Raw genomic sequence first — 24,406 nt, forward strand, 5'->3', positions numbered from 1 at the left:
GCCATGCGTGCACGGCTCCTAGGCGCGGTGGCGCGGCCTGCCCAGCGCTCCTGTTCGCGCTCCTCCCTGCACTGCAGGCGTTGGCTGGGCCTTGCAGGCGGGCTGCTGGCGCTGGCCATCATTGCCGTGCTCGGCATCACCGTCGGCTCGCGCGACATTGCGCTGGCCGACATCCTCGGCGCGCTGCGGGCTCCGAACCTGCGTGATGACCAGCACCTGATCGTCAGCCTGCTGCGCATGCCCCGCACCGTGGTGGCCATCCTGGCCGGCATGGCGCTGGGCGTGGCCGGCGCGCTCATGCAGGCCGTCACCCGCAATCCCCTGGCGGAGCCGGGCCTGCTGGGCGTCAACGCGGGTGCGGCGCTGGCCGTGCTCATCGGCATGACGGCCTTCGGCCTGACGTCCGTGCTCCAGTACGTCTGGTGCGCCTTTGCCGGCGCGGGGCTGGCGGGCGCCGCCGTCTTCGCGTTCGGCCAGTCCCGGGGCGCTGGCGCGCACCCGGTGCGCCTGGTCCTGGCCGGGGCCGGCCTGTCGGTCATGCTCACCTCCAGCGCCGGCATCATCCTGCTCAACGCACCCCCGGAAGTCTTCGACGGCTTCCGCCACTGGGCGGCCGGCTCCCTGGAGGGCAGCGGCTATGCCAGCGCCGCCGTGCTGGCGGCTGCCGTGGCGGCAGGGCTGGCGGCGGCCTGGGCCATCGTCGGCCAGCTCAACGCCATGGCGCTGGGGCATGACGTGGGCCTGGCGCTGGGCGTCAATGTCCGCGCCACCGCGCAACTGGCCTGCCTTGCGGTCATGCTGCTGGCCGGGGCCGCCACGGCGGCCGTGGGGCCCATCGCCTTCGTCGGCCTGGTGGCGCCGCATCTTGCACGCCTCTCGTGCGGGCCGGACTACCGCTGGATACTGCCGCTGTCCGCGCTCTACGCGGCGGTGCTGCTGCTGGGGGCCGATGTGCTGGGCCGTGTCGTCGCGGCACCTGCCGAAGTGGCTGCGGGCATCGTCGCCTGCCTGATCGGCGGGCCGTTCTTTGTCTGGGTGGCGTGCAGATACCGGTTGAGCAGGCTATGAAGACCTTCGTGAACACATCCGTTGTGCGCTGGGGAGCCTGTTCGTTTCTCTGGCGGCCCAGGCCGCTGGCCGTGGGCATGGCGCTGGTCGTGCTGGCCCTGGTGCTGGGTGTGCTGCTGCTGGGCACGGGAACCCTGTCCCTCAGCCCCGCCGAAGTGCTTGACAGCCTGCTGGGCACGGGCTCCAACCCCGCAGCTGAGCGCATCGTGCAGCGGGTGCGGCTGCCGCGTGTCCTCACGGCCGTCTTCGTGGGCGCGTCTCTTGGCATGGCGGGCGCCATCTTCCAGTCCATCTCCCGCAACGCGCTGGGCTCGCCGGACGTGATCGGCTTCACCACCGGCGCGGCCAGCGGGGCGATTGCGCTCATCGTGCTGGGTGACGCCGGGCCGCTGTGGACATCGCTGGCCGCCGTGCTGTCGGGCATGGCCACGGCGGCGGTCGTGCTTGCGCTGTCCGGGGGCCAGCGTGCTGGCGGCGGCTACCGGCTGGTGCTCGTGGGCATAGGCGTGGGGGCCACGCTCTCGGGCCTGAACACCATCTTGCTGGTCATGGGGGACCTGGACCGGGCCGTCGCCGCGCAGCGCTGGCTGGCCGGCTCGCTCAGCGCGCGGACCTGGGCGCATGTCGCGCCCGCCGCGCTGGGCTTCATCGCCATCGTGCCCGTCGTGCTGTGGTGCGCCCGCCGCATCAACCTGCTGGAGCTGGGCGACGATGCCGCCACCCAGCTCGGCGTCAACGTGCCGCGCACGCGGCTCACCATGGTGATGGCTGCAGTGGCCCTGACCGCCATCGCCACGGCAGCGGCGGGGCCCATCGCCTTCATCGCGCTGGCCGCGCCCCAGGTGGCCAGGCGCCTGGGCCTGTCGCCCGACGTGCCCCTGTGCACGGCGGCAGCCATGGGCGCCGTTCTGCTGCTGGCGGCCGACATGCTCAGCCAGTGGGCACCCGTGCGCCTGCATCTGCCCATCGGGCTGGTGACGGGGCTGCTGGGCGGGGTGTATCTGCTGTGGCTGCTGTTTCGCACGCGCAAGGGATAGACGGCCCGTGCAGGGTGCAACGGGGCGCAGACCCAGTACCTGTGGGACTACCTGACGCCCCGCGTCGCCCCAGGCCCCACCACGGTGTACACATGCCCGGCCTCTTCGGCAGCCACCTTGGCCGCCTCGCTGCGGCGCACCTCTGCCTGGTCCTCGTACTCGCAGTTCATCACCCGGGCTTCACTGCCAGCGAACTCCGCCAGCGATTCAGCGCTGTTGCGAATGGTCACCAGCGCCTGCGCCACCACGTCCAGCCGCTGATGGCCTTCGGGTATCTCCAGCCAGGCCAGCGCCAACTGGGCCAGGGCGGAAACCTCGGCACAGCCTTGCTGCACGAAGCGGTCCATTTCATGCAGCGCTGTTGCGAGCTTCTGGGCGTGGGTGTTTTCGGGGGGAGGGGATGGGGGGATGTGCTTCATGGGTTGCTGCTCCTGTGACGAAGCGCCGTGCTGCGGCGAGGACGTTCCGTAGCGATTCGTGGCTGCAGGCTAGAAAACTACGCAACTCGTAGTATCGAGAATACAGCATAACTACGAGTCTCGTAGCTTTTGGAAAGCACGAGATGTCAGACGCAGATGAACAATGGGGCGCGAGGCTCAAGCAAGCTCGGCTTGCAGCAGACCTGTCCCAAAAAATGCTGGGAATTGAAGCTGGAATCGATCCGTTTGTGGCGAGTGCGCGGATCAATCGCTATGAGCTGGGGAAACACAAACCAGACTTGCTGACTGTGCGTAAGCTGGCGGAAGTGCTCAAGGTTCCGATGGCGTTTTTCTATTCGGATACGGATGATGAAGTGGCGGAGTTGTTGCTCAGGTATGGGGTTTCGGGTGAGGAAGTTAGGAAACGGGTGAGGGATGTATTGAAGGATTAGGCTGGGCGCGATGTGCGTGTTGGATTGTGACTATGAATATAACCCTTCAATCTACCCAGAAATAGTTGAATCAAAATTAATTAAAAATCCATGATTCATTCGCGAATTAGGCGATTCACCTTGATAAATATACTTTCGATAAGCTCTTTTGCTCTCATTCCATAGTGTAGTGCGCGATGGCAATTGGGGCAGAGAGCTACAGTATTGCTTACTGTGTCTGATCCCCCTTCTGCCAATTTGCGAATGTGGTGGACTTCTAGGAAAGGTTGGCCATCTGTGCTCTCAAACGGTGCATTGCTACTGCAGCACTCGCAAACGCCAGCAGCCTTTTTTAACACCCAAGCTTTAACCGCAGGATCGCGTTCGAACTGAGCTACTTGGCGAATGATTGTGCCGGGGTTGCTGTTGCCTGCTGGCTTGGCTTGCTTTTTGTTTTCCAGGTTCTCACGAACCTGAAACTCAAATTTTACAACAGGGGCTTGCTGGCTATTACTCAGCTCTAAGACCAATGCTTCAATCAGACAGGCAACTCTTTTTCCAACATTTCTTGCCGGTCTTAGCCCTGTAAGCCAATCCCTGCCCATAAGCGATAGAACATAAGAAATGTTCTGCATGCGGTACTCAAATGCTTTGACGGTACGCCCATAGTCTTGCGTTAATTTTTTGTAATACTGCTTTTTTGTAAACGGCTCATTGTTTCGCTCTTTGCGTTGCATCTCTAGGTAAGCCTCAACTGAAGAGCGTAATTCATCGTTCGTCCAGCTATCTCCCGCGCTGCCAGTCATGAATTCCGCAACTCTACATTTGCTGCATAGCTTCGAGAATTCATTCGCGCCTTTAGTTTGCATCCAGGCGAGCAGGTCATTAGGATCATTAGCGCAAACCTTCATGTAGCCACGACTCGTAAAAGGGTCAGGGCGTGCGTGAGTAGCGGGTATTTTGATGGTGCTACACCTCGCTGTGTGCAGTGGCATGTACTCAGCGCGCGGTGGGCGGTCTGTGTTTAAAACAAAACCATTGGGGTTATGCGCTAACCAGGCGTGATAACCTGCCTCATCGTCTTCGAATACTTTGTATTTATCGTCCATGTAATATTCTCATGTACTAGATGTATATAAACTTCGGAATTTGCGTGGATCAAAAGTGATTGTGCTCGACAGCTTTTAGTCGATTCTCGAATTTCATAGATCGACTATCGGTAGAATTCTTTGCATTCTAACGCTCCTGTTTGTGACATACATTGGGTATTCAATGTGTTAATGGCTGTGATCAAACGATGGAGTTGCGGCCGCAGTCCAATGACATCTATGATATTTTTCGCATGGGGGTGGCCATGCTCAAATTTAACAAGGAAGCCGACAACTGCTGCGCTAGCTTAACTGCTCGTTGCAATACCGCGTCTGCATCCAGACTTTGCGCAATCACCATTCGACGCTCTGTTGCAGAACTGAAGTGCTTGAGCCCGGGCAATACTGCTTCAAAGTGGCGACGGAGGTCGGTTTCGTTTCCATGGGCATCGTCGAAAGAGGCGCGCCTCCACATTGCTCGCAACGTGTAGCGTGGCTTGTTGTCGTCATTATTTGGCTGCCGACGGATATTTACAGATAGCGCCCAGGAGCTTTCATCGTCGATGGTTAGTTCGGCTATGTCTGGCGTGGCAAATTCTAGCCAAGTTCGCCCGTTTACCATGTCACTGAGGGGTAAGGCCTTGCGGATTTTTCGTTGTAACGATGCAATGCCCTGGCTACGTGTTAGTAACATGCACAGCCGCAAGTGCTGCGCACGGAAAAGAGCCAGCTCGCCGCTTAGGCCTTCAAGCGTCTTTGGCGTCCACTGAGCGATACTCTGGCCGCGCAAAGCACTCAGCGCGGCAATCACCTGTGGGTGCTTGCTGGCAATTTCACCAGCTAGTTCAGACAGCCGTGCTTCCGACGAACTCTCCCAGCTAGTCTGTTTTTGGCAATAGGCAACCAGCAGTTGTGCGGCTTGGTTGTTGCGGGTAACTTGCAATCGCGCCCGACGGGCCGATGCTTCAAGCCATGAATAGTCGAGCAGTGCCCAGCGCTTGCCGAGCGCGTTTAGTTTGTCATCTGTGTACCAATCAAGTTCACGATCCAGCACGACGTAAGCGAATTCATAGTCTTTGAATATAGGGCGACTGCCAATTTCTTTATTTATTGCTCCTTGGTAGCGAGCCAGTTGCTCTTCGGTCAGTCTCGCACCAACTTTGTTTTCGATTGCAATCAGTAGCTTGTTCTGAGGATCTACTATAAAAAGATCGAGTCGTCCGGTACGCTTTTCTTCTTGCCCGGGTTCTTTTACACTCACCACAAATTCCCGCGTAACGAAAGCTGAGCCAAAACTCGACACACGAATACGTCCCGGTGTCCATTTGCGAAAGAACTTTTTATTATCGTAGATAGCTGCATCTGATTTTTGGTATGCGGCTTCTAGAAAATCTTTAATGACGGAGTCCCCTTGACCATGTCCTTCCCCTGGTGTCAAGCACCAAGCTAGCATATCTGAATGCTGATTTTCATTCAGTGTTATGACATCTAGGATATCATCTGAAATCTTTGCCTGCTCGATTAACTCGATCAGTTCAGGGTCGGAAAAAAATGAGTATAGATCATCATTGTTCATGCGTTGTATAGACCATTTATTGGCCGCTTCTCCTGAGTGGATAATAGCATATTTTGCAAAAAAGCCAGCAGCGAATGATTGTAGAATTTCAAATTAAAGTCAGTTGTTGTTGGTAACTTTGGAGTGATTGAAATACTCCATGATTATCGATCTTTGTCTTATCGATGATCTTGAATGTACGAGCAGGACTGCGTATATGGCTGGGCACACGGAGTCTATGTAGGTAGTTGTTAATCTCCGAGAAGCCGCGCTGGTGTGCTTTGACATAAGAGCCGGATTGGTTGCGTGTGCCACGGACTGGCATTGTCTGTCGTCGCACGCCGGTTGTCATCTGCATCAAGCTCGCCTAGACCAATCTATTGAATGACGCAGCTATTCCGATTCGTTCGCACTCTGCTTCGGCCTGTTGGATTTCAAAATCCAGAAAATATCCTAGGTCCCAACAAAGTTTCCCGGCTCGGTGCTGCTCATCAAGTCTGGCAGGCACAAAATGCTCTGCAAATGAAAGAGCTTTCTTTAACTGGATCAATGCCTTAAGGCCCGTTATTCCTGTGGAAACCGATGCCGTTCCAACGAACAGGTCATGGCCTTTCACGTCCGAAAGATCGGGGATGTAATTGCAACGCACTGCACATCCATTCCCGCAGTTTTTGCAGTGCCATATTTCCATTGCAGATTTCTCCGCGGGGCGATGAAAATCAGTGCTTGTGCAGATGGGGCATTCCATGTTGGAGGCGGGTGGCTGGTGCTTCCAGTAGATTCAAACCTGGCTTCAGGGTCGCTGTCGGCTGATTGTGCCGCATGATGAGGAGCCTGGCATCCTGATTCAGGCGTGCTGCCATGCATCCTCAGCGTTTGCGGTGGCGGTGAGTAGGCATGATGGCAGGTCGCCTCGCGATGGCGTGCATGTCTTCGGGCGGAGTGCTCGCATGGGGTACGCGACAGGGATGGTCAGCCTACGGAGGGTGAAGGAGGTTGACGGGACCTGTGCGCGGTAAGGACAATCGATCGTCATGGACACTGAAAATTAAATCTTGACACCACATGAACGTTATTGAAGCTGTAATGCACATGTCGCTTTACGCGAAGGCTCCCCATCCTGTCCTGGTGGTTGACGGGGTGCCGCTTGAGTTATGGTTGAAAGAGGCAGATTGCTCGGCTGTCTTTGGAGAAGATACTGTGGGTGGCCTTGTCCCGGCCCAAGGGTGGCTTATTGATGAGTGCGATTTGCAAAATGCCTGGTATCTTTTGAATCCAAAAAATGAAAATTCGTCGACGATAGTTCCAATCATGATCTGTCCAGATGATATGGATATGAATTGCACTGTTGCGGTGGTAGAGCAGCTGGTTGATGAAGAAACGGTGAGTTGGGCGAGAATCGGACGTGCTATCGATGTGAGAAATGGTATTGTTGTTTCGGTTGAATGGGTAGCGGGAAATAAAAGAGCAGTATTTGACAAGACGGCTTTTTCTGCGGCGGTTGATGAGTTGAGGCGTCTGATAGAGGAGGTCTGGAGCTAGCCTCTGGCCACAGTCGCAAAGCTGGAATTGAGCGCCTTGCGGAAAACCAGTGATCCCTGGTCGGTCGAGGTTGCCAATCCTCACCCAAACAACCCCCCCTCATCCAACAACTCAAACGCCACCTCAGGCGTCCTCTCCATCCCCCGCCGAATCGCCGCAGGAATCGCCTGCCGCGTCTTGCTGCACAGCCCGCGCATGGACAGGACCTCGATCTGTATGCCGCGCACAGTGCGCACTTCGCTGGCGCCGGGCTCGATGCGCACGCGGATGCCGAGCTGCTCATACATGCGCTGCTCCACATGGCGCAGGTCCTGCAGGCTGGTGATCTGTTCGAGCCGCAGCAGCAGGCGCTTTTCCTCTTCCCTGGTGAGCCGCAGGATGCGCTGGTCGGCCATGGAGTCGGCGAGCAGGGCATCGTGCTCACAGATGCAGGCGCCCGGAGGGCAGGGGACTCGGATCGGAATCTGAACGGGAAAGCTCATCGATGCCCAGGGAAGATCCGCCCCGGCCGGGACGGTGCAGGCCATGCTAGTTCAAGGCTGCAGCGGGGCCAAGGGGAAAGTCCTGGGCAGAGGCTGCAATCGCCACGATGCCGGCTGTGCCACAGCCTAGTGAAGAGGACTCGGTTGCCTGGCCAGATGCTGATCTCCGAAAGCGCCCGCCTGGCAGGGCCAAAAAGGAGTTCAAGACGCTTTTGCGCCAATGACCACCGCGGTTGAGTCAGGAGTCCTTGGCTTTGTCACCGAGCATTGCTGTTGACTTGCCGCTAAGTGATGCACTTGCTGTCTTCCGCAGGCAGAAACAGTGCTGACAATGACAAATATCCCTTTTGTTTGTGTGGTATGGGCCGTGTGAAGGCGCAATGAGTTGCGAATTCTTTGGCTGATGAGGCCTTTGATGCCTTGCTTTTCAAGAGGTAGTTGGCTTGGTCGCAAAAAAACAGAATGTTCCTAGGACGGAATTATAGAAAAAGTGACGTGCAGCAACTAACATTTGAAATGCAAGGAGGTGCTTTATGTACTTGGAATGAGATCTATCGCATGTTTGGTGCAGCTGAACGCATAATTCTTTAAATTAACTTGGGATTTAATGATGAATGAAATTGGAATAAGGCCAAGTCTGGCGGCTGGAAAATATGGGACTTTGGATAGTTTGGTTCAAAAAATCATCAAAGATGGTTATTGTAAATTTTCTGTCGATGATGATATTTACAATCTTGTTCTTAAATTTACTGACTCAGTGCGTAATTGTGATCTTGAGTATAAATTTTCTCATGCGAGTCCACAGCATAGCGATGGATTCATGGGGGCCGGTAGCGAATTCTCTAATATCAATGGCTATGCTGATATTTGTGAGAGATTCTGTTATTGGTACTCTAGGCGTGAAATAAATGAAAAGAATGGTGTGACTGGCGCGCTGGTCTATAAGCTGGCAGCGCAATTGGAGATTCGTATGAGTGAAATTGCAGACTGTCTGTTGGATGGAATATTCTCAAAGTTTGATATTGATGAGAAATCATCTGGAAGATATTATTCATATTTGCAAGCATGCCTTTACTATAAAGCCGGTGAAAATAATGGCAGGGCTTATTCTCAGGAGCCTCATGAGGATGGTCATTTCCTTACGTTTATAACCGCCAACTCCAAAGGGCTTTGCTTGCATAATGGAAAATTGATGGAGCAAGTAAATTTTGCAGATGGAGAGTTTATTGTGATGGCGGGATCGGCACTGTCGATATTGTCCGACCACGCGATCAAGTCGATATATCATTCTGTGGATAGCCAATTGGAGCTGGATAGAACCTCGGTAGTTTATTTTCTAAATCCTGATTTGAATAAAAATTATTCAAGCTTCTACAAAAGAAAGTTGATAAATTTCTCGCGGCATATTCAGGAAAATCACATATCTTTTGGTAATGCAGAGATAAATTGATGGATGAAAATACTTTCCTCCTGGGCGTGGCTTTCGGGCTGGGAATCATCAGTATTCCCAGCCCCAAGGATATTTTCTTCATCAAGATGTGCGTCTTGCGAAGAAGTCTGTTTCGGATGGCATTTTTTGCGGTTGCTTCCGATGCAGTTCTGATTGCGGTGGGGACATTGCTTTTTGGAATGACTAGCGGTATTTCTGCTGTGGGTATGAGCATCAGGGTGTTGGCCGTGTTTTATATCGTGTATTTGTTTTTCTCGATAGATGGCAAAGGATTTTCTGAGGATGCAGTAGAGCGTGATCGGCGTAGTGGCGATTTTCTGCGCATGGGAGAGCTTTCTCTTGCAAATCCCTATTCATGGATTGATACTGTGATCTTTCTGGGAGGTATGGCTGCGGTATCAACATACCCGGTCAGCTTCATTTCGGGGGCAATTGCGGCATCGGCCATCTGGTTTTTGGCGTTGATGCTGGTCTTTGGCTGGATTTTATCGGAGCAGATGAGAGCAAGGGTTTATAACTATCTCCCGCTATTTGCAAAGATAATATTGCCGATTATCTTGTGTGTTCTGGTTATTGAGATTTACTCAATATTGAAAGAGTCTTGATGCCGCCTGTTTGCTTGCTGCTGACGGCGGGCGATGCCATTCACGACTTCTGACTCCTCCCATAAAGATTCTCCAACCCCGCCCACACCCTGCGCGTAAGCGGCTTGCTCTGCGCCGCAGGCCGGCGGTAGAGCCGCACGTTGATGGGCACGTCCTTGTCGGGCCCGGCCGCGCGGGCCAGGCGGCCCTCGGTCAGGTCGGCCTTGACCAGGGTGAGCGGCAGCCAGGCCAGGCCCAGGCCCTGGTGGACCATGGCGTGCAGGGAGTCGGCGAGGTCGGCCTCGTAGACGGTGCGCAGGCGCGTGGTGTCGCACAGTTCGTGCAGGTGGCTGCGCAGGATCTTGCCCAGGGACATGCTTTGCGCGTAGTCCAGGTAGGGCACCAGCGGGCCGCCGCCGTGGGCGGGCAGGGCGTACTTGGGCAGTTGCGGGACCAGGGGGATGCTGACGGGGATCAGCGTGTCCTGGCCCACGGGCAGCCAGGCCAGATGGTGGCCCTGCAGGCTGCCTTCGATGGCGGGCTGGGCGTGGCACATGAGCAGGTCCACCTTGCCTTGCAGCAGCATTTCCACGCCGTAGTCCAGGCTGGTGGTGACCACTTTCCAGCACAGCTGGGGCATGGCCTGGTTGAGGGCGGTGATGATGCCCGGCAGGACGGTGTGCGACAGCGTGCGGCCGGCCGCGATGGTGATGGTTTCATCGCGCGTGCGGTGGGGGCGCTGCAGCAGGCCGTGGGTCTGCTCCAGGATGCCCAGCACTTCATGGGCCGAGGCCAGCAGCGTCTTGCCGGCTGCCGTGAGCGTGGTGGACTGGTGGCCGCGCTCGACCAGGGGCGTGCCCGCCCATTCCTCCAGCGCGCGGATGCGGCGGCCAAAGGCCGGGTGGGTGATGTGGCGGCGCTCGGCGGCCTTGTAGAGGCTGCCGGTGTCGGCCAGGGCCTGCAGGTCCTGCAGCAGTTTGAGGTTGAGTTCGTGCATGGGTAGGGTGGGTGCAGGGCTGTGCTGATCCGGCACAGCGCCGCCGCAATCGGCACAGCACCAAGGCGGGGCATGCCTAGCATGGCGGCATGCGAGAGAAGCCCTGTTATGCCTGAAGTTTGCCTAAGGAAGATGCAAAGCCATTTCATTGGCGGTGCGCAGCGCACGGTGCGGGATCTGCCGATCCAGCACAGGGAAGTGGTGCGCAATGGCGGCGAGCGGCCGCTGGACATGAATGGCAGCTATGCCGTGGGCCAGATGTACGCCATGGAGTACCGGCTGGCGCGTCCGCGCAGCCCCCTGCCGGTGCTGCTGTGGCACGGCGGTGGCATGACGGGTGCGCAGTGGGAGTCCACGCCCGATGGCCGCCAGGGCTGGCTGTGGCGCCTGCTGGAGGCCGGCCACGACGTGGTGGTCTGCGATGCCGTGGAGCGCGGCCGCGCGGGCTGGGCGATGTTCCCCGAGATCTATGCCGAGGCGCCCGTGTTCCGCAGTGCCGAGGAGGCGTGGACGCTGTTCCGCATAGGCCATGGCGCGCCTTCGTGCGACGGTGTGGGCGAGCCCTTCGTTGGCCAGCGGTTTCCACATGAGAATTTTGGTGCCCTGGTGCGGCAGATGGTACCGCGCTGGCTGGGGCATGAGGCCATGACCATGGCTGCCTATGACGCCTTGCTGGAGCAGTTCGGCCCCTGCGTGGTGCTGGGCCACAGCCAGGGCGGTGGCTTTGCCGCGCATGCGGCCAGCCGCAAGCCGCACCTGGTGCGCGCCGTGGTGGGGGTGGAGCCTACGGGCATGCCGGTGGTGCAAGAAGGGCAGCAGGGGCAACAGGGGCAGGAGGGGGCGGATGCCTTCGCGCCTGCCTCGGCCATCCCCCATCTGGCGGTGTGGGGCGACCATTTCGCGCACAGCCCGCAGTGGCAGAAGTACCGCGCGCAGACCGATGTGTATTGGCAGCTGCTGCGCCGCCTTGGCGGCCGTGCCGAGGTGCTGGACCTGCCGGCCGCAGGCATTACCGGCAATTCGCATTTCTGCATGCTGGACACCAATGGCGACGAGGTGCTGGGCCGGGTGCTGGCCTGGCTGGAGCGCCTGGGCCGATGACTGGCGGGTTACTGGCGGGTCACTGGCCGATGACTGGCCGCTGACTGGCCGGGGCTGGTCCCGAAGAATTTCAACGAGGAGAAAAATCTCATGCAACGCCGCAATTTCATGATCCGCAGCCTGTCTGCAACCACGGCGGCCCTGGCCCTGGGCGCCCTGGCGCCCGCGCAGTCGGCCCTGGCGGCCGATGCCGGCTGGCCCACGGCCGAGCCCATCCGCCTGATCGTGCCGTTTCCGCCCGGCGGCACGGCCGATGTGGTGAACCGCCTGTTCGCGCAGCAGCTGGGCAAGGTGCTGGGCGCCTCGGTGATCGTGGAGAACAAGGCCGGTGCCGGTGGCTCGCTGGGCACGCGCTTCGTGGCCGATGCCAAGCCGGATGGCTATACGCTGCTGGGCGCCACGTCCAGCACGCACGGCACGAATCCGGCCGTCTACACCAAGCTGCCCTATGACGCGGTGAAGGATTTCACGCCCATCACCCAGGTGATCACGGTGCCGGGCGTGCTCAGCGTGCATCCCTCGGTCAAGGCGGCGAATCTGAAGGAGCTGATCGCGCTGGCCAAGGCGCAGCCGGGCCATCTGTCGTATGCGTCCTCGGGCGCGGGCGGTCTGGGTCATCTGGCCATGGAGCTTTTCAAGGCCAAGGCGGGCGTGCAGATCATGCATGTGCCCTACCGTGGCGCTGGCCCGGCCTTCACCGATCTGATCGGCGGCCAGGTGTCCATGCTGTGGGAGCCGCTGCCGGCCTCGCTGCCGCACATCAAGTCCGGCAAGATCCGCCCGCTGGCCGTGGCCACGGCCCAGCGCAGCAGCGAGCTGCCCGACGTGCCGACCTTTGCAGAGTCCGGCGTGCCCGGCTACGCCGTGCAGGCCTGGAACGGCCTGCTGGCACCCAAGGGCCTGCCCAAGGACATCCGCGACAAGCTGCACAAGGCCAGCGTGCAGGCCCTGGCCGATCCGCAACTGCGCCAGCGCCTGGCAGAGCTGGGCGGCACGGTGGTGGCCAATACGCCGGAGCAGTTCGGCGCGGTGATCCTCAAGGATGTGACGACCTGGAAGCAGGTGGCCTCTTCGTCGCAGATCAGCCTGGATTGATGCGGCTGGCACCGGGGAAAGCCCTGTGTCCCGGCGCCCACGGGTGGCGGGGCCAGGCGTCGTGACGGTGCCATAGTCCGGAGGTGGCGGTCCGGGCGCGTTGCCTGCGGCCGCGCGCAAGGCCGCGAACAAGGCCGCGAACAAGGCGGACCGCCTGACCTGCCGCTCTCAAGCCATGGACATCAACCTCATCCGCAATTTCGTAGAGATCGTGGACGCGCGCAGCCTCAGCGCTGCGGCGCGCAAGCGCGATATCACGCGCTCCAAGGTGAGCAAGGAGCTCAAGGCGCTGGAGACCGCGCTGGGCGTGACCCTGCTGCACCGCACGACGCGCAGCTTTTTGCCGACGGCGGCGGGCGAGGTGCTGTACGAGCATGGGCGCAGCATCATCCAGGAGGTGGAGGCGGCGCAGGGCGCCATCGACGCGCTGCAGCATGTGGTGACCGGCTCGGTGCGGCTGAGCATTCCCACGGGCCTGGGCGAGCTGTACCTGGCCGACATGCTGCTGGCCTTCCAGAAGCGTCACCCGCAGGTGCGCATCCGCGTGCTGTTCTCCAACCGGGTGAGCGATCCCATGAGCGCCCAGGTGGATGTGGCCGTGCGCGTGGCGCGCGACGTGCAGGAGCACCTGGTGGCGCGCGACCTGGGGCCGGTGGGCTTTGGCCTGTATGCCAGCAGCGCCTATGCCAAGGCGCGGCCGTTCCACGACCCCGCCGAGATTCCCCACGGCGTGCTGCTGACGCCGCCCGGCGATGGCAAGACCTATGCCGTCTCGGTGAAAAAGGGGCAGCAGGAGATTGCACTCAAGTGCGAGCCCTGCATCACCAGCGAGCATTTCCCCTTCCTCAAGCAGTCCATGCTCCGGGGAAGCGGCGTGGCCACCTTGCCCAACTACATGGTGATGGACGAGCTGCGATCGGGCGCGGTGCAGCGCGTGTGCCCGGACTGGACGGTGTCCGGCCTGGGCGACAGGCTGTACATCATCACGGCCGAGGACCGTCGGCCCTCGCATGCCGTCAAGGTGATGACCGAGTTCCTCAGGGCCAGCCTGCTGCGCTTCGTGGAGCAGGCCGGGGAGCCCGGGCCTTAGCGCCTCGGTTGTTCAGTTCTTCAGCTCTTCAGCTCTTCAGTTCTCCAGCGCAATCGCGTTGTCCGCGATCACCTTGCGCCACATCTGGCCGTCAGCGGCCAGGAAGTCGTCGAGCTGGGCCTGGGTCTGGGGCTTTCTGGCGGCCAGGGTCTGGTTGCCCAGGGCACTGGCGAACTCGGGGTTGAGCATGACCTTGTTGACGGCGGCCTGCAGGGTGTTGCGCGCGTCCGCGGGCGTGCCTGCGGGCACGGCAATGCCGAACCAGGTGGAGGCCCTGAAGCCGGGCACGCCCGATTCGGCAATGGTGGGCGTCTGCGGCAGGAACTGCGAGCGCTCCGGCCCGGTGGTGGCAATGGCCACCAGCTTGCCGGCCTTGATGTGGGGCAGGGAGGTGCCGGCCACGTCCACCATGAGCTGGGTGTCGTTGGCCATGAGGGCGGTGAGGGCCGGCGCGCTGCCGTTGAAGGGAATGTGGGTGGCGGCCACGTCCAGGCGGGACTTGATCAGCTCGGTGGTCAGCTGCAGCGGGTTGCCCAGGCCGACCGAGCTGTAGTTGAGCTTGCCCGCGTGGGCCTTGGAGTAGGCCTTGAGGTCGGCCACGTTCTTGATGCCGGTCTGGCTGTTGGTGACCAGCACCAGCGGGGCCTCGGCCAGGATGTTGGTGAGCTTCAGCTCCCGGTCGGGGTTGTAGCTCAGCTTCTTGTAGAGCAGGGGGTTGAGCACCATGCTGGCATTGCTGGCCAGCAGCAGGGTGTAGCCGTCGGCCGGCGAGCGCGCCACGGCCGAGGCGGCAATCATGGTGTTGGCGCCCGGCCGGTTCTCCACGACCACGGACTGCTTGAGCTCCGTGGACAGGTGCGTGGCCAGGGTGCGGGCCAGCACATCGACCGAGCCGCCCGGCGCATACGGGGCGATGAGCTTGATGGGCTTGCTGGGGTAGTCGGACTGGGCGAACCCGGGGGCTGCGGCTGCGGTGGCCGCAGCGGCAAGCAGCAATGCAATGGCCTTGTTCATGCGTTGTCTCCTTCTCTTTCGGTGTTGGCGGGTTCAGATCTTGCGCTGCGTCGCGCCCCAGTGGGCGTCACGCAGCTTTCTTTTGGCGATCTTTCCGTTGTCGTCGCGGGGCAGGCGCTGGAAGACGAAGCTGCGCGGCAGCTTGTAGGCCGCCAGCCGGCCGCGCAGCCATTCTTTCAGTTCCGCCTCGGGCAGTGTGCCTGACTGGCCGGGCTCGACCAGGGCCAGCAGCCGTTCGCCGTACTCGGCATCGGGCACGCCGATGACGGCGCAGTCTGCTATGCCGGGGTGCCTGAGCAGCTCGTTCTCTATCTCGGCCGGGTAGATGTTCACGCCGCCGGAGATCACCATGTCCGAGTCGCGGTCGCAGACGTAGAGAAAGCCTTCTTCGTCCAGGTAGCCCATGTCGCCCAGGGTGATCAGGCCGCCCTGGTCCATCTTGCGGCGGGCCTCTTCGTTGCCCTTGTAGGTGAAGTCGGCATAGGCGGGCTGGCGCACGTAGATCAGGCCCACCTCGCCCGTGGGCAGGCCCTGGCCCTGCCTGTCCAGGATGCGGACTTCGGCGTCCTGCAGCGGCAGGCCCGCGCTGCCCGGGTGGGTGAGGGCGTCGGCCGAGCCGATGAAGGTGACCAGGCCCGACTCGCTGGAGGCATAGGTCTCGTTGATGATGGGCCCCATCCACTCGATCATGGCCTTCTTGACCTCGGGCGCGCAGGGCGAGCCGGTGGAGGCGATGAAGCGCAGCGAGGAGATGTCGTAGCGCTCGCGCACTTCGCGCGGCAGCCTGAGCAGGCGCACGTACATGATGGGCACCATGTAGGCGGTGTCGATGCGGTGCTCCTGCACCAGCTGCAGGAAGCGCTCGGGGTCGAAGCGCTGCTCCAGCACCACCAGCTCGCTGAGCATGAGCGCGTTCTGGAAGTACAGGCTGGGTGCGCTGTGGTAGATGGGCGCGGTCAGCAGGGTGCGCGCGCCGGGCTGCAGGCCGTAGGCGGTGGCGATCAGCGCCTGGTTCACGGCCAGGCGCCGAGGCAGCTCTTCCACGGGAAACGCCTTGCGCAGCACGCCCTTGGGACGGCCCGTGGTGCCCGATGTATAGGCCATGTGGCCGCGCGGCGCGACCAGCGGGCCGTCGTAGGGTGCCTGGGCGGCCAGCCAGGTTTCGTAGTCCTGCTCCGGCTCGCGTGCGTGGGCGACGCGCCGGGGCAGGTCCGCATAGAGTTCGCCCTTGAGGCCGTCGAGCAGGTCCTGGCTGGTGATGAGGGCGCGGGCGCCGCTGTCGGCCAGGATGTAGTCGATCTCCGTGGCCGTGAAATGCCAGTTGACGGGGCAGTAGTAGATGCCCGCAATGCGGCAGGCATGGACCACGTCGGCGTATTCGATGCCGTTGCGCAGGAAGACGGCCAGCACGTCGCCTTCGGCCAGGCCCAGGCTGCGCAGGCCCTGGGCCAGCTGGCGGCCGCGCTGCTGCTGGGCGGCGCCGGTCAGCGTGCGCTGTTCGAAGACCAGGGTGGAATGGGGCGTGGCGGCGTTGCTCATGTGGGCGTGGCCTCCTGGTCCCCATCGTTGACGTTGGGCTGGTTGGCGGCCTTGGCCATCTGCCGGGCGCGCGCCCAGTCGGCATCGTCCCAGGCCTGGTATTCGGTGAAGTAGGCGCCATTGGCCAGGGCGTCGCCGCCGTCCAGCGTGATGGTCTGGCCGTTGAGCCAGGTGTTGCCCGGGGCCAGGATGAAGGCGGCCATGTTGCCGATGTCCTCGCCCGTGCCCAGGCGGCGCGTGGGGTTGTCCAGGCGGCGGCGGTCGGCCGAGTCCTCGTTGCCGTCGATCCTGGGGCGCAGGCGCTGGCTGGCGCCCTGGGTGGGAATCACGCCCGGCGCAATCGCGTTGAACCGTATGCGCTTGGGACCCCATTCCACGGCCAGCGATTTGGTCATGGCGTCCAGCCCGGCCTTGGACATGGCCGAGGGCACGACAAAGGGCGAACCCGTGTCCACCCAGGTGACGACGATGGACAGCACCGAGCCCGGCAGCCCTTCGGCGATCCAGCGGCGGCCCACGGCCTGGGTGACGTAGAAGGTGCCCCGGAAGACGATGTCCGATATGGCATGGAAGCCGTTGATGCTCAGGTCCTCGGTGCGGCTGACGAAGTTGCCGGCCGCGTTGTTGACCAGGCCCGTCAGGGGTCCGTGTTCGGCCCAGATGCGGTCGATGACGGTGTGCACGGCCTCGGGCTGGCGAATGTCGAGTTCATGCGCAAAGGCCTGCGCGCCCGTGTCGTTGTTCAGCATCTCGCAGGCCTGCTGCACCACGGAATGCCGCCGGCCGCACAGGTGAAGCTCGGCACCCAACTCCGCCAGCTTGGCCGCCATGGCCAGGCCCAGCCCCGTGCCGCCCCCGGTGATCAGGACGCGCTGGCCCTGGAATAGATTGGCTTCGAACATGCTTGTCTCCTTTTGCTTTCACTCTAGGGAGACAGGGGCGGCTGGCAAAGGACGGTGGTGGAACGCGGTTGGTTCCGTGGTGGAAACAATGGGCTTGTGTTTTGGGGCTGTGACCGCGGCTTGTCAGCGAGTGCAGGGATGCTTATGGCCACCTGTCGGGTGGCTATTTTTCGAGGCCGGGTCTCGGCCCGGCAGCCGACTGCCCTTTCTTGATTCGCCAAGAAAGGTCAGGTCAAAGAAGGCGACCGGTACGACTCACACTCATAGGTGACACATCAGTACAAGGACATGGGTAACAGATCCAAGCTTGGCAGCTGGAGCCAACAGCAGCCAAGGAGCGATCACCATGCCCTGGAAGGAGTGCGCACCCATGGACGAGAAACTGCTCTTCATAGCCGACCACCTGCGCGGTGGTGCGCCGCTGAGCGAGCTGTGCAGGCGCTACGGCATCAGCCGCAAGACGGCCTACAAGTGGGTTGAGCGTTACCGCCAACTGGGCATGGATGGATTGCAAGAACGCAGTCGCAGGCCCCACGGGAACAATCAGGCGATCAGCTATGCACAGCGCCGGGCCATCATTGAGCTGCGCACGCAGCAAAGGTCACAGATGGGGCCCAAGAAGCTGCACGCTTTGCTCCTGCAGCGTTGGGGCCCACAGGAGACACCCAGCAAAACCACCATCTACAACGTGCTGAAGGCAGAGGGGCTTGTTTGCAGCAGGCGTGTACGCAGACGCTCGGTGCCTACGGCCCAGCCCTTGCGAACGAGCAAGCAGCCCAATGGGGTGTGGAGTGCAGACTACAAAGGCCAGTTCAAGACAGCCGATGGTCACTGGTGCTATCCATTGACCATCATGGACCACGCCAGCCGTTATTTGCTGGCCGTGCATGTCTACGACAGCCCCAACTACGAGGATGCCAAACGCAGCTTTGAACAGGTGTTTCGGCAATACGGACTACCCGAGCGCATACGCAGTGACAACGGTCCGCCGTTCGCGACTACTGGCGTGGCGGGCCTGTCACGCCTGGCGATATGGTGGATAAGGCTGGGCATCAGGCCGGAGCGCATCGAGAGGGGCAAGCCACAGCAAAACGGTCGCCACGAGCGGATGCACCGCACGCTCAAGCATGCCCTGGGCAAAGAGCCTGCGGCGGACAAAGCGGCATTGCAGATGCAGCTCGATGCCTTTGTGGAGCACTACAACCAGCAGCGCCCGCATGAGGCCTTGCAGCAAAGCATGCCGGCCCAGCACTACAGCGACTCGGCCAGGCCATACCCCTCAAAGCTACCCGAGCTGCAGTACCCGAAGCATTGGGAACGAGTTCGAGTCAGCCACAACGGCCTGATTTACTGGCGAGCGCTGCGGGTCTACATCGGCTACCTACTTGCGGGGCAGTGGATCGGGATGCAGGAGGTGGCCGCTGGCCAGTGGGATGTGTATCTGGGGCCGGTGCGACTGGGCTGCTTCAACGAAGAGGATGTGCGAGGACCCCAGAAGGACTATGTGAGCTTGAAGTGTTACCCATGTCTGTGAGCTGAGTTGTTACCCATGTCCTTGACACGTACAACCCGAATGCCCGCGACCCTCCGCTTCGCTGCGGGCAACCTGCGTCGTGGCGGTTGCGGGGTTCGCCGTGAAACTCACTTCGCGCTGCGCGCTACGCTCAGACATCACGGCGAGTCAGATGACGAAGCAAGCCTGTCCTTCGGCAGGCTTGCAACCCCGCAACCGCCACGCCGCAGGCGCGGGCATACGGGTTGGGCTCCGTAGAACAGCCGGTGTTTCACGGCGCAGCCTTGTGCCCTGACTTTCCGGCTGCGCTGCGCAGGTCGGCCACCTGGGCGGCTGTCACATCGGCAGGCTGGCCGCCCAGGGTGGTGCGGGTGTAGTTGGCCAGGGCGGCGACTTCGCCATCGGTCAGCTCCTGAATGAAGCCGGGCATGCCGGGCAGGGGCGTGGGGCCCTGCTGGGTGGCTGGGTGCTTGGGCAGGCCGACGAGGATGGCCAGCACCAGGTTGCGGGCGTCGGCCTGGCGCACGGTGCTGTTGCCCTTGAGCGGGGGCATGGTGAGGCTGCGGCCCAGGCCCTCGCTGCCGTGGCAGCTGGCGCACAGCGCCATGTAGTGGCCCCGGCCTGCGTCCAGCGTGCCCGCACCGTTGCCGGCGCCATTGCCCGCGCTATTGCCCCCGCTGTTGCCGGTGCCGGAATCCGGGGACACGGCGGCCGGCAGGGGCTGGGGCGCGGGCGGGTTGTCGCCCAGCAGGAAGGTGGACAGCGCCGTCATGTCCTCGGCCGTGAGGTACCGGGTGCTGTTGGCAATGACCTCGTGCATTTCATCGAAGGCGCTGCCGTGGGCCGAAAAGCCCGTCTGCAGGAACTGGGCCATGCCCTCGCGCGTCCAGCCGCGTGCGGCCAGGGCTTCGGCGGTGATGCCGGGGGCCGTGAACAGCGACAGCGTGCCGCCCTGCAGCCAGCGGTCCTTCTGCATCTGGCCGAACATGCCGCGCGGCGTGTGGCATTCGGCGCAGTGGCCCATGACATTGCCCAGGTACTGCCCGCGCAGCCAGGCTGGGCTCTGGCCCTGCGAGCCCACGGGCAGGGGCGCGCTGGACAGGAACAGCGCCTTCCAGCCGAACATGAGCACGCGCAGGTTGAAGGGGAAGGGCAGGGCGGGCTTGGTGTTGGGCTGGGCCACGGGCCGGATGTTCATCAGGTAGCCGTAGATCAGGTCCGAGTCTTCGCGGCTCATCAGGTGGTAGGAGGCATAGGGCATGGCCGGGTAGAGCTGGCGCCCGCCCGGCGCCGTGCCGCGGGTGACGGCGGCGTGGAATTCCTCGGCCGTCCAGCGGCCTATGCCGTGGTCGGGGTCGGGGGTGATGTTGGTGCCGTAGAGGGTGCCGAAGGGCGTGGGCAGGGGCTTGCCGCCCGCAAAGGGCTGGCCTTCCCGGGCGCCACCCATGCCACCCACCCCGTCATGGCAGGCCATGCAGTCGGCGGCGCGCGCCAGGTACAGGCCCTGGGCCAGCTGCTGCGGGCTGCGGTGCACGGCCTGCGGCTCGCGCTGCGGCACATGGGGCCGGTTGCCCCAGACGGCGGCAATGGCAAACAGCACGGCCAGCAGCAAGAGGACGAGCAGCAGCCTGCGCCAGCGGCGCCTGGGCCTGCGCGGTGGCGGGGGGCGGGCACCGCTGTAGTCGGCAGGTGGCGCGGCGGTGGGGGAACCGGTGGCGGCGGTGGGGGTGGCTGCGCTGGGGTCGGCTGCGGACATGGCGCTCATCCTTTCAAGGTCAGCCCGGGCGTGTTCAGGACCAGGTCCTTCACGGCCGCGTAGTAGCGCACATAGCCGGTGCAGCGGCACAGGTGGGGCTGCAGCGCCTCGCCCACGACCTGTTCCACATCGGCCGCGCGGATGGGCGCCTTGGCCAGGCGCTCGACCAGCACCGTGGCCGCGATGACGAAGCCCGGCGTGCAGTAGCCGCACTGGAAGCTGAAATGCTCCAGGTACTTCTGCTGCACGGGGCTGATGGCGATGACCTTGCGCGGCTGGCCCGAGGCGCCCGGGGCTGATGGGGGCGCGGTGTCCGCGCCGGCCGGGTCGGCAATGCCTTCGATGGTGCGGACCTTGCGGCCCTGGAAGTAGTGGGCGCCGGTGATGCAGGTGCGCATCTCGCGGCTGCCCTCGGGCCCGTCCACGATGACGGTGCAGGCCCGGCATTCGCCGATGCCGCAGCCCAGGCGCGAGCCGGTGAGGTTCAGGTATTCGTGCAGGAAGTCGATCATGGGCATGCCTTCGGGCACGTCCATGGGGCCGACGGTCTGGCCGTTGACGGTCAGCGACAAGGGGCGCGGGACAAGGCTCATGGTGCGAGTGCCTCCCTGATCTTTTGCGGGGTCACGGGCAGGTCGTGGAAGCGCTTGCCAATGGCGTGGTGCAGTCCGTTGACGATGGCGGCGACGATGGGAATCATCACCACCTCGGCAATGCCCTTGGGTGGATCGGTGTCGGACAGCGGGGGCAGCAGCTCGGCCGTCTGCTTCCAGACCGCCACCTCGCTGCCGCGCGGCAGGTGGTAGCGGTGGAAGTTCCAGTTGCCGTCGCCGGGGCCGCCCTCGTACAGCGGCATGGTTTCGTACAGCGCATGGCCTATGCCCATGGCAATGCCGCCTTCGAGCTGGCCGTGCACCAGCTCGGGCACGATGGGCCGCCCGCACTCCATGATGGAGTGGTGGGCCAGCAGCTCGACCGCGCCCGTGCCCGTGTCCACGGCCAGCTCGACCAGGGCCGCATTGGCGCTGTAGTAGGTGACCCCTGCGTTGTTGCGCTGCATGGGCGGATAGAACAGGTTGCGCCGCGCAATCATGCGGTAGCCGGCGGCGCTGCGCCGCGCGGTGACAGAGGCCTCAACGGGCGTGGCCGCCTGCGGCGTGTCGGTGGTGTCAGGGGCCGGCGTGACGGCGGCAGCATCGGGCGCGCTGCCCAGGCGCACGGCCAGCGCGTCCAGCGGCCGGCGCGCGCTGGTGCCCAGGATGTCGAAGTCCGCCTCGGCCCATTGCCAGCGGTTGAAGGTATGGCCCACGGCGCCCGTGACCAGCTGCATGGCATGGGCCTTCTGGGCCAGGGCCTGCAGGGACAGCGGCTGCATGCCGTTGGCCGTGAGCATGCCGTTGACCCAGCGCGCGTCCTCGCGGCGCACCACGTAGGGCGCCTTCTGGCCGCCGCCCGTGCCCTGGCTCCAGATGGCGACGGCGGCCGGCCACAGGCCGTGCTCGAAGACCACGCGCGCCGTCTCGCTGGTGGCGTGGCTGTAGTAGTAGGCCGAGTTGCTGGCGCTGGCCGGCGAGGCGTAGACCGGCGTCCACAGCGGCCGGGTGGCGAAGCGGTCCTGGTCGGCCTGGGGCATGGTGTAGTTGTCGCCCTCGGCCTTGAGCGGCAGCTCCGGCCAGTCCAGGCAGGCGGTCTGCAGCTCGTCGGCGGGCTTGCCGAACCATTGCACGCACAGCTGGGCTTGCGAGGTGCCCATGCCCGTGCCGATCTCGGTGCCCGAGTGGTGCAGCAGCACGCGGCCCTGGGGCGATATCTCGATGCGGGCGAAGGCCGCCTCGCCGCCCGTGCCGAAGTCCTTTTGCACGCAGGCAAAGCCCACGCCGTAGCGCTGGCCCGGGTGGCTGGCCTCGTAGGCGGTCTTGCGCTTGGCGCGCTCGGTCCACAGCGGATGGCGGCGGGCGCGCTCCAGCACCTCGTCGGCGCGCAGGGCGCCGGCGGCAATGGCGCCCTGGGTGTTCTTGGCGCCCGAGGTCAGCACGTTGCGCAGCCGCAGCTCGATGGGGTCGATCTGCAGCAGTTCGGCGATTTCGTCCACCATCATTTCGGTGGCCGCCATGCTCTGCAGCGTGCCGTAGCCGCGTGCCGAGCCCGCGTCCAGCGCGCGGCTGGCCAGGGCCACGGCGGTGATGTCGTTCTTGGGAAAGTAGTAGATGGACTGCGCCGCCGTGCCGCCGACCATGGCGACCGAGGGCGAGAAGTTGGCCCGGCCGCCGCCATTGGCCGTCATGTTGGCCACCAGGCTCTGGAAGAGGCCGGTCTTCCTGTCGATGGCCATGGTGTAGTCGATCTCGAAGGCATGGCGCTTGAGCGAGGACTGGAACTGCTCGAACCGGTCATTGGCCAGGCGCACGGGCTTGCCGTCCGCATAGAGCGCGCAGACCAGGCCGTAGTAGGGCATGGGCGCGTGGTCCTTGGAGCCGTAGCCCACCGTGTAGCACGGGTGCACGAAAAGGTTCTTGAGCGGGAACCTGCTGGCCTGCACCATCTGCGCTGCCCATTCGGCCACCTCGTGCGGCGACTGCGTGGCCAGCACCATGTGCAGGCTTTGCGTGGCCGCGTCATACCAGCAGTTGGCGTTGTCGGGTTCCAGCGCGGCCGTGTCCACCGATTGCGTGGCGTAGTGGCGCTGCAGCACCAGCCAGTCGGCGGGCGGCGTGGCCAGTTCCTGGGCGATCTGCTCGGCCGCGCGCAGGCCGCGTGCCGTGACCGCGTCGGCCTTGGAGATCTGCGGCCAGACCAGCGGCTTGCGTTCGGCGGGGAACAGCGGGGCATCGCGCAGGCTGGAGAACACGTCGTCGTCAAAGGCCGTGGCGCCGCCCTGGCGCACGTAGCGGAACACGCCCCAGGGCGGACGGTCCAGCGCGCCCGTGATGCGGCCGTAGCGGATGACGCCGGCCGTGGCCTGCAGCCTTTCCTTGGCAAAGCGAAAGCGCGCGAAGTCGTGGTAGATGAGGATGGCCACGGCTTGGCCCAGGTAGGCGGGGGTCTTGCCTGCGGGCAGCAGCATGTCTTCGCCATAGAACTCGGGAAATGCCAGGCCGTCGCGCGCCAGGTCTTCGGCGGTGACCACGCGGTCGGGCGCCAGCTCGCCGTCCAGGGAAGACAGGTCCATGCCGTCGAACAGCCGGTCGGCCAGCGTGGTGCGCACGATGAAGGCATGGGATTGCTGCTGGGGCCAGTGCGGCATGTCGCGTGCGCGGATGTCGCGGGCGAAGACCTTGGCGCCCATGACCTTGGAGCGGCCATCGAGCCGCATGCGCGGCAACTGCGTGGCCGGCTCGCGGGCCACGCTGCCCAGGACGCGGTCTTCAAAGAGGGCTGCATAGGCCTGGCTGGCCAGCGGCGCCACCCAGACGCTGACGCCTGCGATGCTGGCGGCCTGCAGAAAGCCGCGCCGCGACAAGGGAGCCGTGCCGGCCTGGCTGCCGGCGCCGGAGTGTTGTTCTGGGCGCATGGCGCTCTTCTCCTGTGGGGTTGAGCCCACTGTAGGAGGGCGCATGCCGCGCGGCCTGTCAGCAAAGGCTGCTTCTGGCGTCAGCGCGGCGGCAGCGGCGGGTGCTTGCCATCGTCAAAAGCAGGAGCGGGCCGGGGCCGCCAGGCCGCGACGGCAGCGTGCCGGCCGCACTGTCAATCAGACGCGGCCGCAAGAAGGGCCTTGCCGTTGTGCTCCGTGGCGCCGCGCATAG

The 24,406-nt window shown here is 62.9% G+C and carries 21 protein-coding genes; 10 read left to right on the forward strand and 11 right to left on the reverse strand.

What is annotated here, in order from left to right:
- Positions 1-3 precede the first annotated feature (3 nt).
- Both DACI_RS15815 and DACI_RS15820 read left to right on the forward strand, forming a co-directional pair.
- Complete coding sequence (locus DACI_RS15815; RefSeq protein WP_012204990.1) at positions 4-1,068, forward strand: FecCD family ABC transporter permease; 1,065 nt, start codon at positions 4-6, stop codon at positions 1,066-1,068.
- A complete protein-coding gene (locus DACI_RS15820; RefSeq protein WP_012204991.1) occupies positions 1,065-2,105 on the forward strand; it encodes a FecCD family ABC transporter permease in 1,041 nt (346 codons plus the stop codon). The genes DACI_RS15815 and DACI_RS15820 overlap by 4 nt, the downstream gene beginning before the upstream one ends.
- Positions 2,106-2,152: 47 nt before the next feature.
- Here DACI_RS15820 and DACI_RS15825 read toward each other — a convergent pair whose 3' ends face one another.
- Positions 2,153-2,524 (reverse strand): hypothetical protein, encoded by a 372-nt coding sequence (locus DACI_RS15825; protein WP_012204992.1) that lies wholly within the window; start codon positions 2,522-2,524, stop codon positions 2,153-2,155.
- A gap of 143 nt (positions 2,525-2,667) precedes the next feature.
- Here DACI_RS15825 and DACI_RS15830 point away from each other — a divergent pair, with 143 nt between their 5' ends.
- The gene (locus DACI_RS15830) at positions 2,668-2,976 is read left to right on the forward strand and encodes a helix-turn-helix domain-containing protein (protein ID WP_012204993.1); all 309 of its coding nucleotides are present in this window, start codon (positions 2,668-2,670) and stop codon (positions 2,974-2,976) included.
- Between the two features lie 95 nt (positions 2,977-3,071).
- Here the strand turns inward: DACI_RS15830 and DACI_RS31290 are convergent, their stop codons facing one another.
- Together DACI_RS31290 and DACI_RS31295 are read right to left on the reverse strand one after the other, a co-directional pair.
- Positions 3,072-4,064 (reverse strand): HNH endonuclease, encoded by a 993-nt coding sequence (locus tag DACI_RS31290; protein ID WP_012204994.1) that lies wholly within the window; start codon positions 4,062-4,064, stop codon positions 3,072-3,074.
- Positions 4,065-4,281: 217 nt separating this feature from the next.
- Positions 4,282-5,619 (reverse strand): PDDEXK-like family protein, encoded by a 1,338-nt coding sequence (locus DACI_RS31295; protein WP_012204995.1) that lies wholly within the window; start codon positions 5,617-5,619, stop codon positions 4,282-4,284.
- Between the two features lie 1,044 nt (positions 5,620-6,663).
- Here DACI_RS31295 and DACI_RS31300 point away from each other — a divergent pair.
- Positions 6,664-7,140, forward strand: a complete 477-nt coding sequence (locus DACI_RS31300) for a hypothetical protein (RefSeq protein WP_012204996.1) — start codon at positions 6,664-6,666, stop codon at positions 7,138-7,140.
- An 80-nt stretch (positions 7,141-7,220) separates the two neighbouring features.
- Here the strand turns inward: DACI_RS31300 and DACI_RS15835 are convergent, their stop codons facing one another.
- Positions 7,221-7,667 (reverse strand): hypothetical protein, encoded by a 447-nt coding sequence (locus tag DACI_RS15835; RefSeq protein ID WP_012204997.1) that lies wholly within the window; start codon positions 7,665-7,667, stop codon positions 7,221-7,223.
- 565 nt (positions 7,668-8,232) lie between these two features.
- Here DACI_RS15835 and DACI_RS31305 point away from each other — a divergent pair.
- Complete coding sequence (locus tag DACI_RS31305) at positions 8,233-9,072, forward strand: 2OG-Fe(II) oxygenase family protein (protein ID WP_192812281.1); 840 nt, start codon at positions 8,233-8,235, stop codon at positions 9,070-9,072.
- A complete protein-coding gene (locus DACI_RS15840; RefSeq protein WP_043781655.1) occupies positions 9,072-9,677 on the forward strand; it encodes a LysE/ArgO family amino acid transporter in 606 nt (201 codons plus the stop codon). Before DACI_RS31305 ends, DACI_RS15840 begins: the two co-directional genes overlap by 1 nt.
- A gap of 40 nt (positions 9,678-9,717) precedes the next feature.
- On the opposite strand, the gene DACI_RS15845 is transcribed toward DACI_RS15840, so the two are convergent.
- Positions 9,718-10,653, reverse strand: coding sequence for a LysR family transcriptional regulator (locus DACI_RS15845; protein WP_012205000.1), 936 nt, complete (start codon positions 10,651-10,653; stop codon positions 9,718-9,720).
- Positions 10,654-10,785: 132 nt separating this feature from the next.
- Here DACI_RS15845 and DACI_RS15850 point away from each other — a divergent pair, with 132 nt between their 5' ends.
- The 3 genes from DACI_RS15850 to DACI_RS15860 all read left to right on the forward strand — a co-directional run bounded on the left by DACI_RS15850 (position 10,786) and on the right by DACI_RS15860 (position 13,939).
- A complete protein-coding gene (locus DACI_RS15850; RefSeq protein WP_043781660.1) occupies positions 10,786-11,754 on the forward strand; it encodes an alpha/beta fold hydrolase in 969 nt (322 codons plus the stop codon).
- A gap of 90 nt (positions 11,755-11,844) precedes the next feature.
- The gene (locus DACI_RS15855) at positions 11,845-12,849 is read left to right on the forward strand and encodes a tripartite tricarboxylate transporter substrate binding protein BugE (protein WP_012205002.1); all 1,005 of its coding nucleotides are present in this window, start codon (positions 11,845-11,847) and stop codon (positions 12,847-12,849) included.
- Between the two features lie 175 nt (positions 12,850-13,024).
- Positions 13,025-13,939, forward strand: a complete 915-nt coding sequence (locus tag DACI_RS15860) for a LysR family transcriptional regulator (protein WP_043783420.1) — start codon at positions 13,025-13,027, stop codon at positions 13,937-13,939.
- Positions 13,940-13,975: 36 nt separating this feature from the next.
- Here the strand turns inward: DACI_RS15860 and DACI_RS15865 are convergent, their stop codons facing one another.
- The 3 genes from DACI_RS15865 to DACI_RS15875 are packed head-to-tail and all read right to left on the reverse strand — an operon-like array spanning position 13,976 to position 17,394.
- Positions 13,976-14,953, reverse strand: a complete 978-nt coding sequence (locus tag DACI_RS15865) for a Bug family tripartite tricarboxylate transporter substrate binding protein (protein ID WP_012205004.1) — start codon at positions 14,951-14,953, stop codon at positions 13,976-13,978.
- Positions 14,954-14,986: 33 nt separating this feature from the next.
- Complete coding sequence (locus DACI_RS15870) at positions 14,987-16,492, reverse strand: acyl-CoA synthetase (RefSeq protein WP_012205005.1); 1,506 nt, start codon at positions 16,490-16,492, stop codon at positions 14,987-14,989.
- Positions 16,489-17,394 carry an SDR family oxidoreductase gene (locus DACI_RS15875; protein ID WP_012205006.1) on the reverse strand — a complete coding sequence of 302 codons (906 nt, stop codon included), beginning with the start codon at positions 17,392-17,394 and terminating at the stop codon, positions 16,489-16,491. Before DACI_RS15875 ends, DACI_RS15870 begins: the two co-directional genes overlap by 4 nt.
- 346 nt (positions 17,395-17,740) lie before the next feature.
- Between DACI_RS15875 and DACI_RS15880 the strand changes: the two genes are divergently transcribed.
- Positions 17,741-18,928, forward strand: a complete 1,188-nt coding sequence (locus DACI_RS15880) for an IS481 family transposase (protein ID WP_012202886.1) — start codon at positions 17,741-17,743, stop codon at positions 18,926-18,928.
- Positions 18,929-19,178: 250 nt separating this feature from the next.
- Here DACI_RS15880 and DACI_RS15885 read toward each other — a convergent pair whose 3' ends face one another.
- Genes DACI_RS15885 through DACI_RS15895 form a run of 3 tightly spaced genes read right to left on the reverse strand, consistent with a single transcriptional unit; the run spans position 19,179 to position 24,174 of the window.
- A complete protein-coding gene (locus DACI_RS15885; protein ID WP_012205007.1) occupies positions 19,179-20,663 on the reverse strand; it encodes a c-type cytochrome in 1,485 nt (494 codons plus the stop codon).
- A gap of 5 nt (positions 20,664-20,668) precedes the next feature.
- Positions 20,669-21,256 carry a (2Fe-2S)-binding protein gene (locus tag DACI_RS15890; RefSeq protein WP_012205008.1) on the reverse strand — a complete coding sequence of 196 codons (588 nt, stop codon included), beginning with the start codon at positions 21,254-21,256 and terminating at the stop codon, positions 20,669-20,671.
- Positions 21,253-24,174, reverse strand: coding sequence for a xanthine dehydrogenase family protein molybdopterin-binding subunit (locus tag DACI_RS15895; protein WP_012205009.1), 2,922 nt, complete (start codon positions 24,172-24,174; stop codon positions 21,253-21,255). The genes DACI_RS15890 and DACI_RS15895 overlap by 4 nt, the downstream gene beginning before the upstream one ends.
- Positions 24,175-24,406 lie beyond the last annotated feature (232 nt).

Source organism: Delftia acidovorans SPH-1 (assembly GCF_000018665.1).
GTDB classification, from domain to species: Bacteria; Pseudomonadota; Gammaproteobacteria; order Burkholderiales; family Burkholderiaceae_C; genus Comamonas; species Comamonas acidovorans.

What these genes read in the sequence shown, in the direction of transcription:
- DACI_RS15815 (WP_012204990.1), top strand. Translation starts at nt 4, where the DNA reads ATGCGTGCACGGCTCCTAGGCGCGGTGGCGCGGCCTGCCCAGCGCTCC.
- DACI_RS15820 (WP_012204991.1), top strand. Translation starts at nt 1,065, where the DNA reads ATGAAGACCTTCGTGAACACATCCGTTGTGCGCTGGGGAGCCTGTTCG.
- DACI_RS15825 (WP_012204992.1), bottom strand. Translation starts at nt 2,524, where the DNA reads ATGAAGCACATCCCCCCATCCCCTCCCCCCGAAAACACCCACGCCCAG.
- DACI_RS15830 (WP_012204993.1), top strand. Translation starts at nt 2,668, where the DNA reads ATGTCAGACGCAGATGAACAATGGGGCGCGAGGCTCAAGCAAGCTCGG.
- DACI_RS31290 (WP_012204994.1), bottom strand. Translation starts at nt 4,064, where the DNA reads ATGGACGATAAATACAAAGTATTCGAAGACGATGAGGCAGGTTATCAC.
- DACI_RS31295 (WP_012204995.1), bottom strand. Translation starts at nt 5,619, where the DNA reads ATGAACAATGATGATCTATACTCATTTTTTTCCGACCCTGAACTGATC.
- DACI_RS31300 (WP_012204996.1), top strand. Translation starts at nt 6,664, where the DNA reads ATGAACGTTATTGAAGCTGTAATGCACATGTCGCTTTACGCGAAGGCT.
- DACI_RS15835 (WP_012204997.1), bottom strand. Translation starts at nt 7,667, where the DNA reads ATGGCCTGCACCGTCCCGGCCGGGGCGGATCTTCCCTGGGCATCGATG.
- DACI_RS31305 (WP_192812281.1), top strand. Translation starts at nt 8,233, where the DNA reads ATGAATGAAATTGGAATAAGGCCAAGTCTGGCGGCTGGAAAATATGGG.
- DACI_RS15840 (WP_043781655.1), top strand. Translation starts at nt 9,072, where the DNA reads ATGGATGAAAATACTTTCCTCCTGGGCGTGGCTTTCGGGCTGGGAATC.
- DACI_RS15845 (WP_012205000.1), bottom strand. Translation starts at nt 10,653, where the DNA reads ATGCACGAACTCAACCTCAAACTGCTGCAGGACCTGCAGGCCCTGGCC.
- DACI_RS15850 (WP_043781660.1), top strand. Translation starts at nt 10,786, where the DNA reads ATGCAAAGCCATTTCATTGGCGGTGCGCAGCGCACGGTGCGGGATCTG.
- DACI_RS15855 (WP_012205002.1), top strand. Translation starts at nt 11,845, where the DNA reads ATGCAACGCCGCAATTTCATGATCCGCAGCCTGTCTGCAACCACGGCG.
- DACI_RS15860 (WP_043783420.1), top strand. Translation starts at nt 13,025, where the DNA reads ATGGACATCAACCTCATCCGCAATTTCGTAGAGATCGTGGACGCGCGC.
- DACI_RS15865 (WP_012205004.1), bottom strand. Translation starts at nt 14,953, where the DNA reads ATGAACAAGGCCATTGCATTGCTGCTTGCCGCTGCGGCCACCGCAGCC.
- DACI_RS15870 (WP_012205005.1), bottom strand. Translation starts at nt 16,492, where the DNA reads ATGAGCAACGCCGCCACGCCCCATTCCACCCTGGTCTTCGAACAGCGC.
- DACI_RS15875 (WP_012205006.1), bottom strand. Translation starts at nt 17,394, where the DNA reads ATGTTCGAAGCCAATCTATTCCAGGGCCAGCGCGTCCTGATCACCGGG.
- DACI_RS15880 (WP_012202886.1), top strand. Translation starts at nt 17,741, where the DNA reads ATGCCCTGGAAGGAGTGCGCACCCATGGACGAGAAACTGCTCTTCATA.
- DACI_RS15885 (WP_012205007.1), bottom strand. Translation starts at nt 20,663, where the DNA reads ATGTCCGCAGCCGACCCCAGCGCAGCCACCCCCACCGCCGCCACCGGT.
- DACI_RS15890 (WP_012205008.1), bottom strand. Translation starts at nt 21,256, where the DNA reads ATGAGCCTTGTCCCGCGCCCCTTGTCGCTGACCGTCAACGGCCAGACC.
- DACI_RS15895 (WP_012205009.1), bottom strand. Translation starts at nt 24,174, where the DNA reads ATGCGCCCAGAACAACACTCCGGCGCCGGCAGCCAGGCCGGCACGGCT.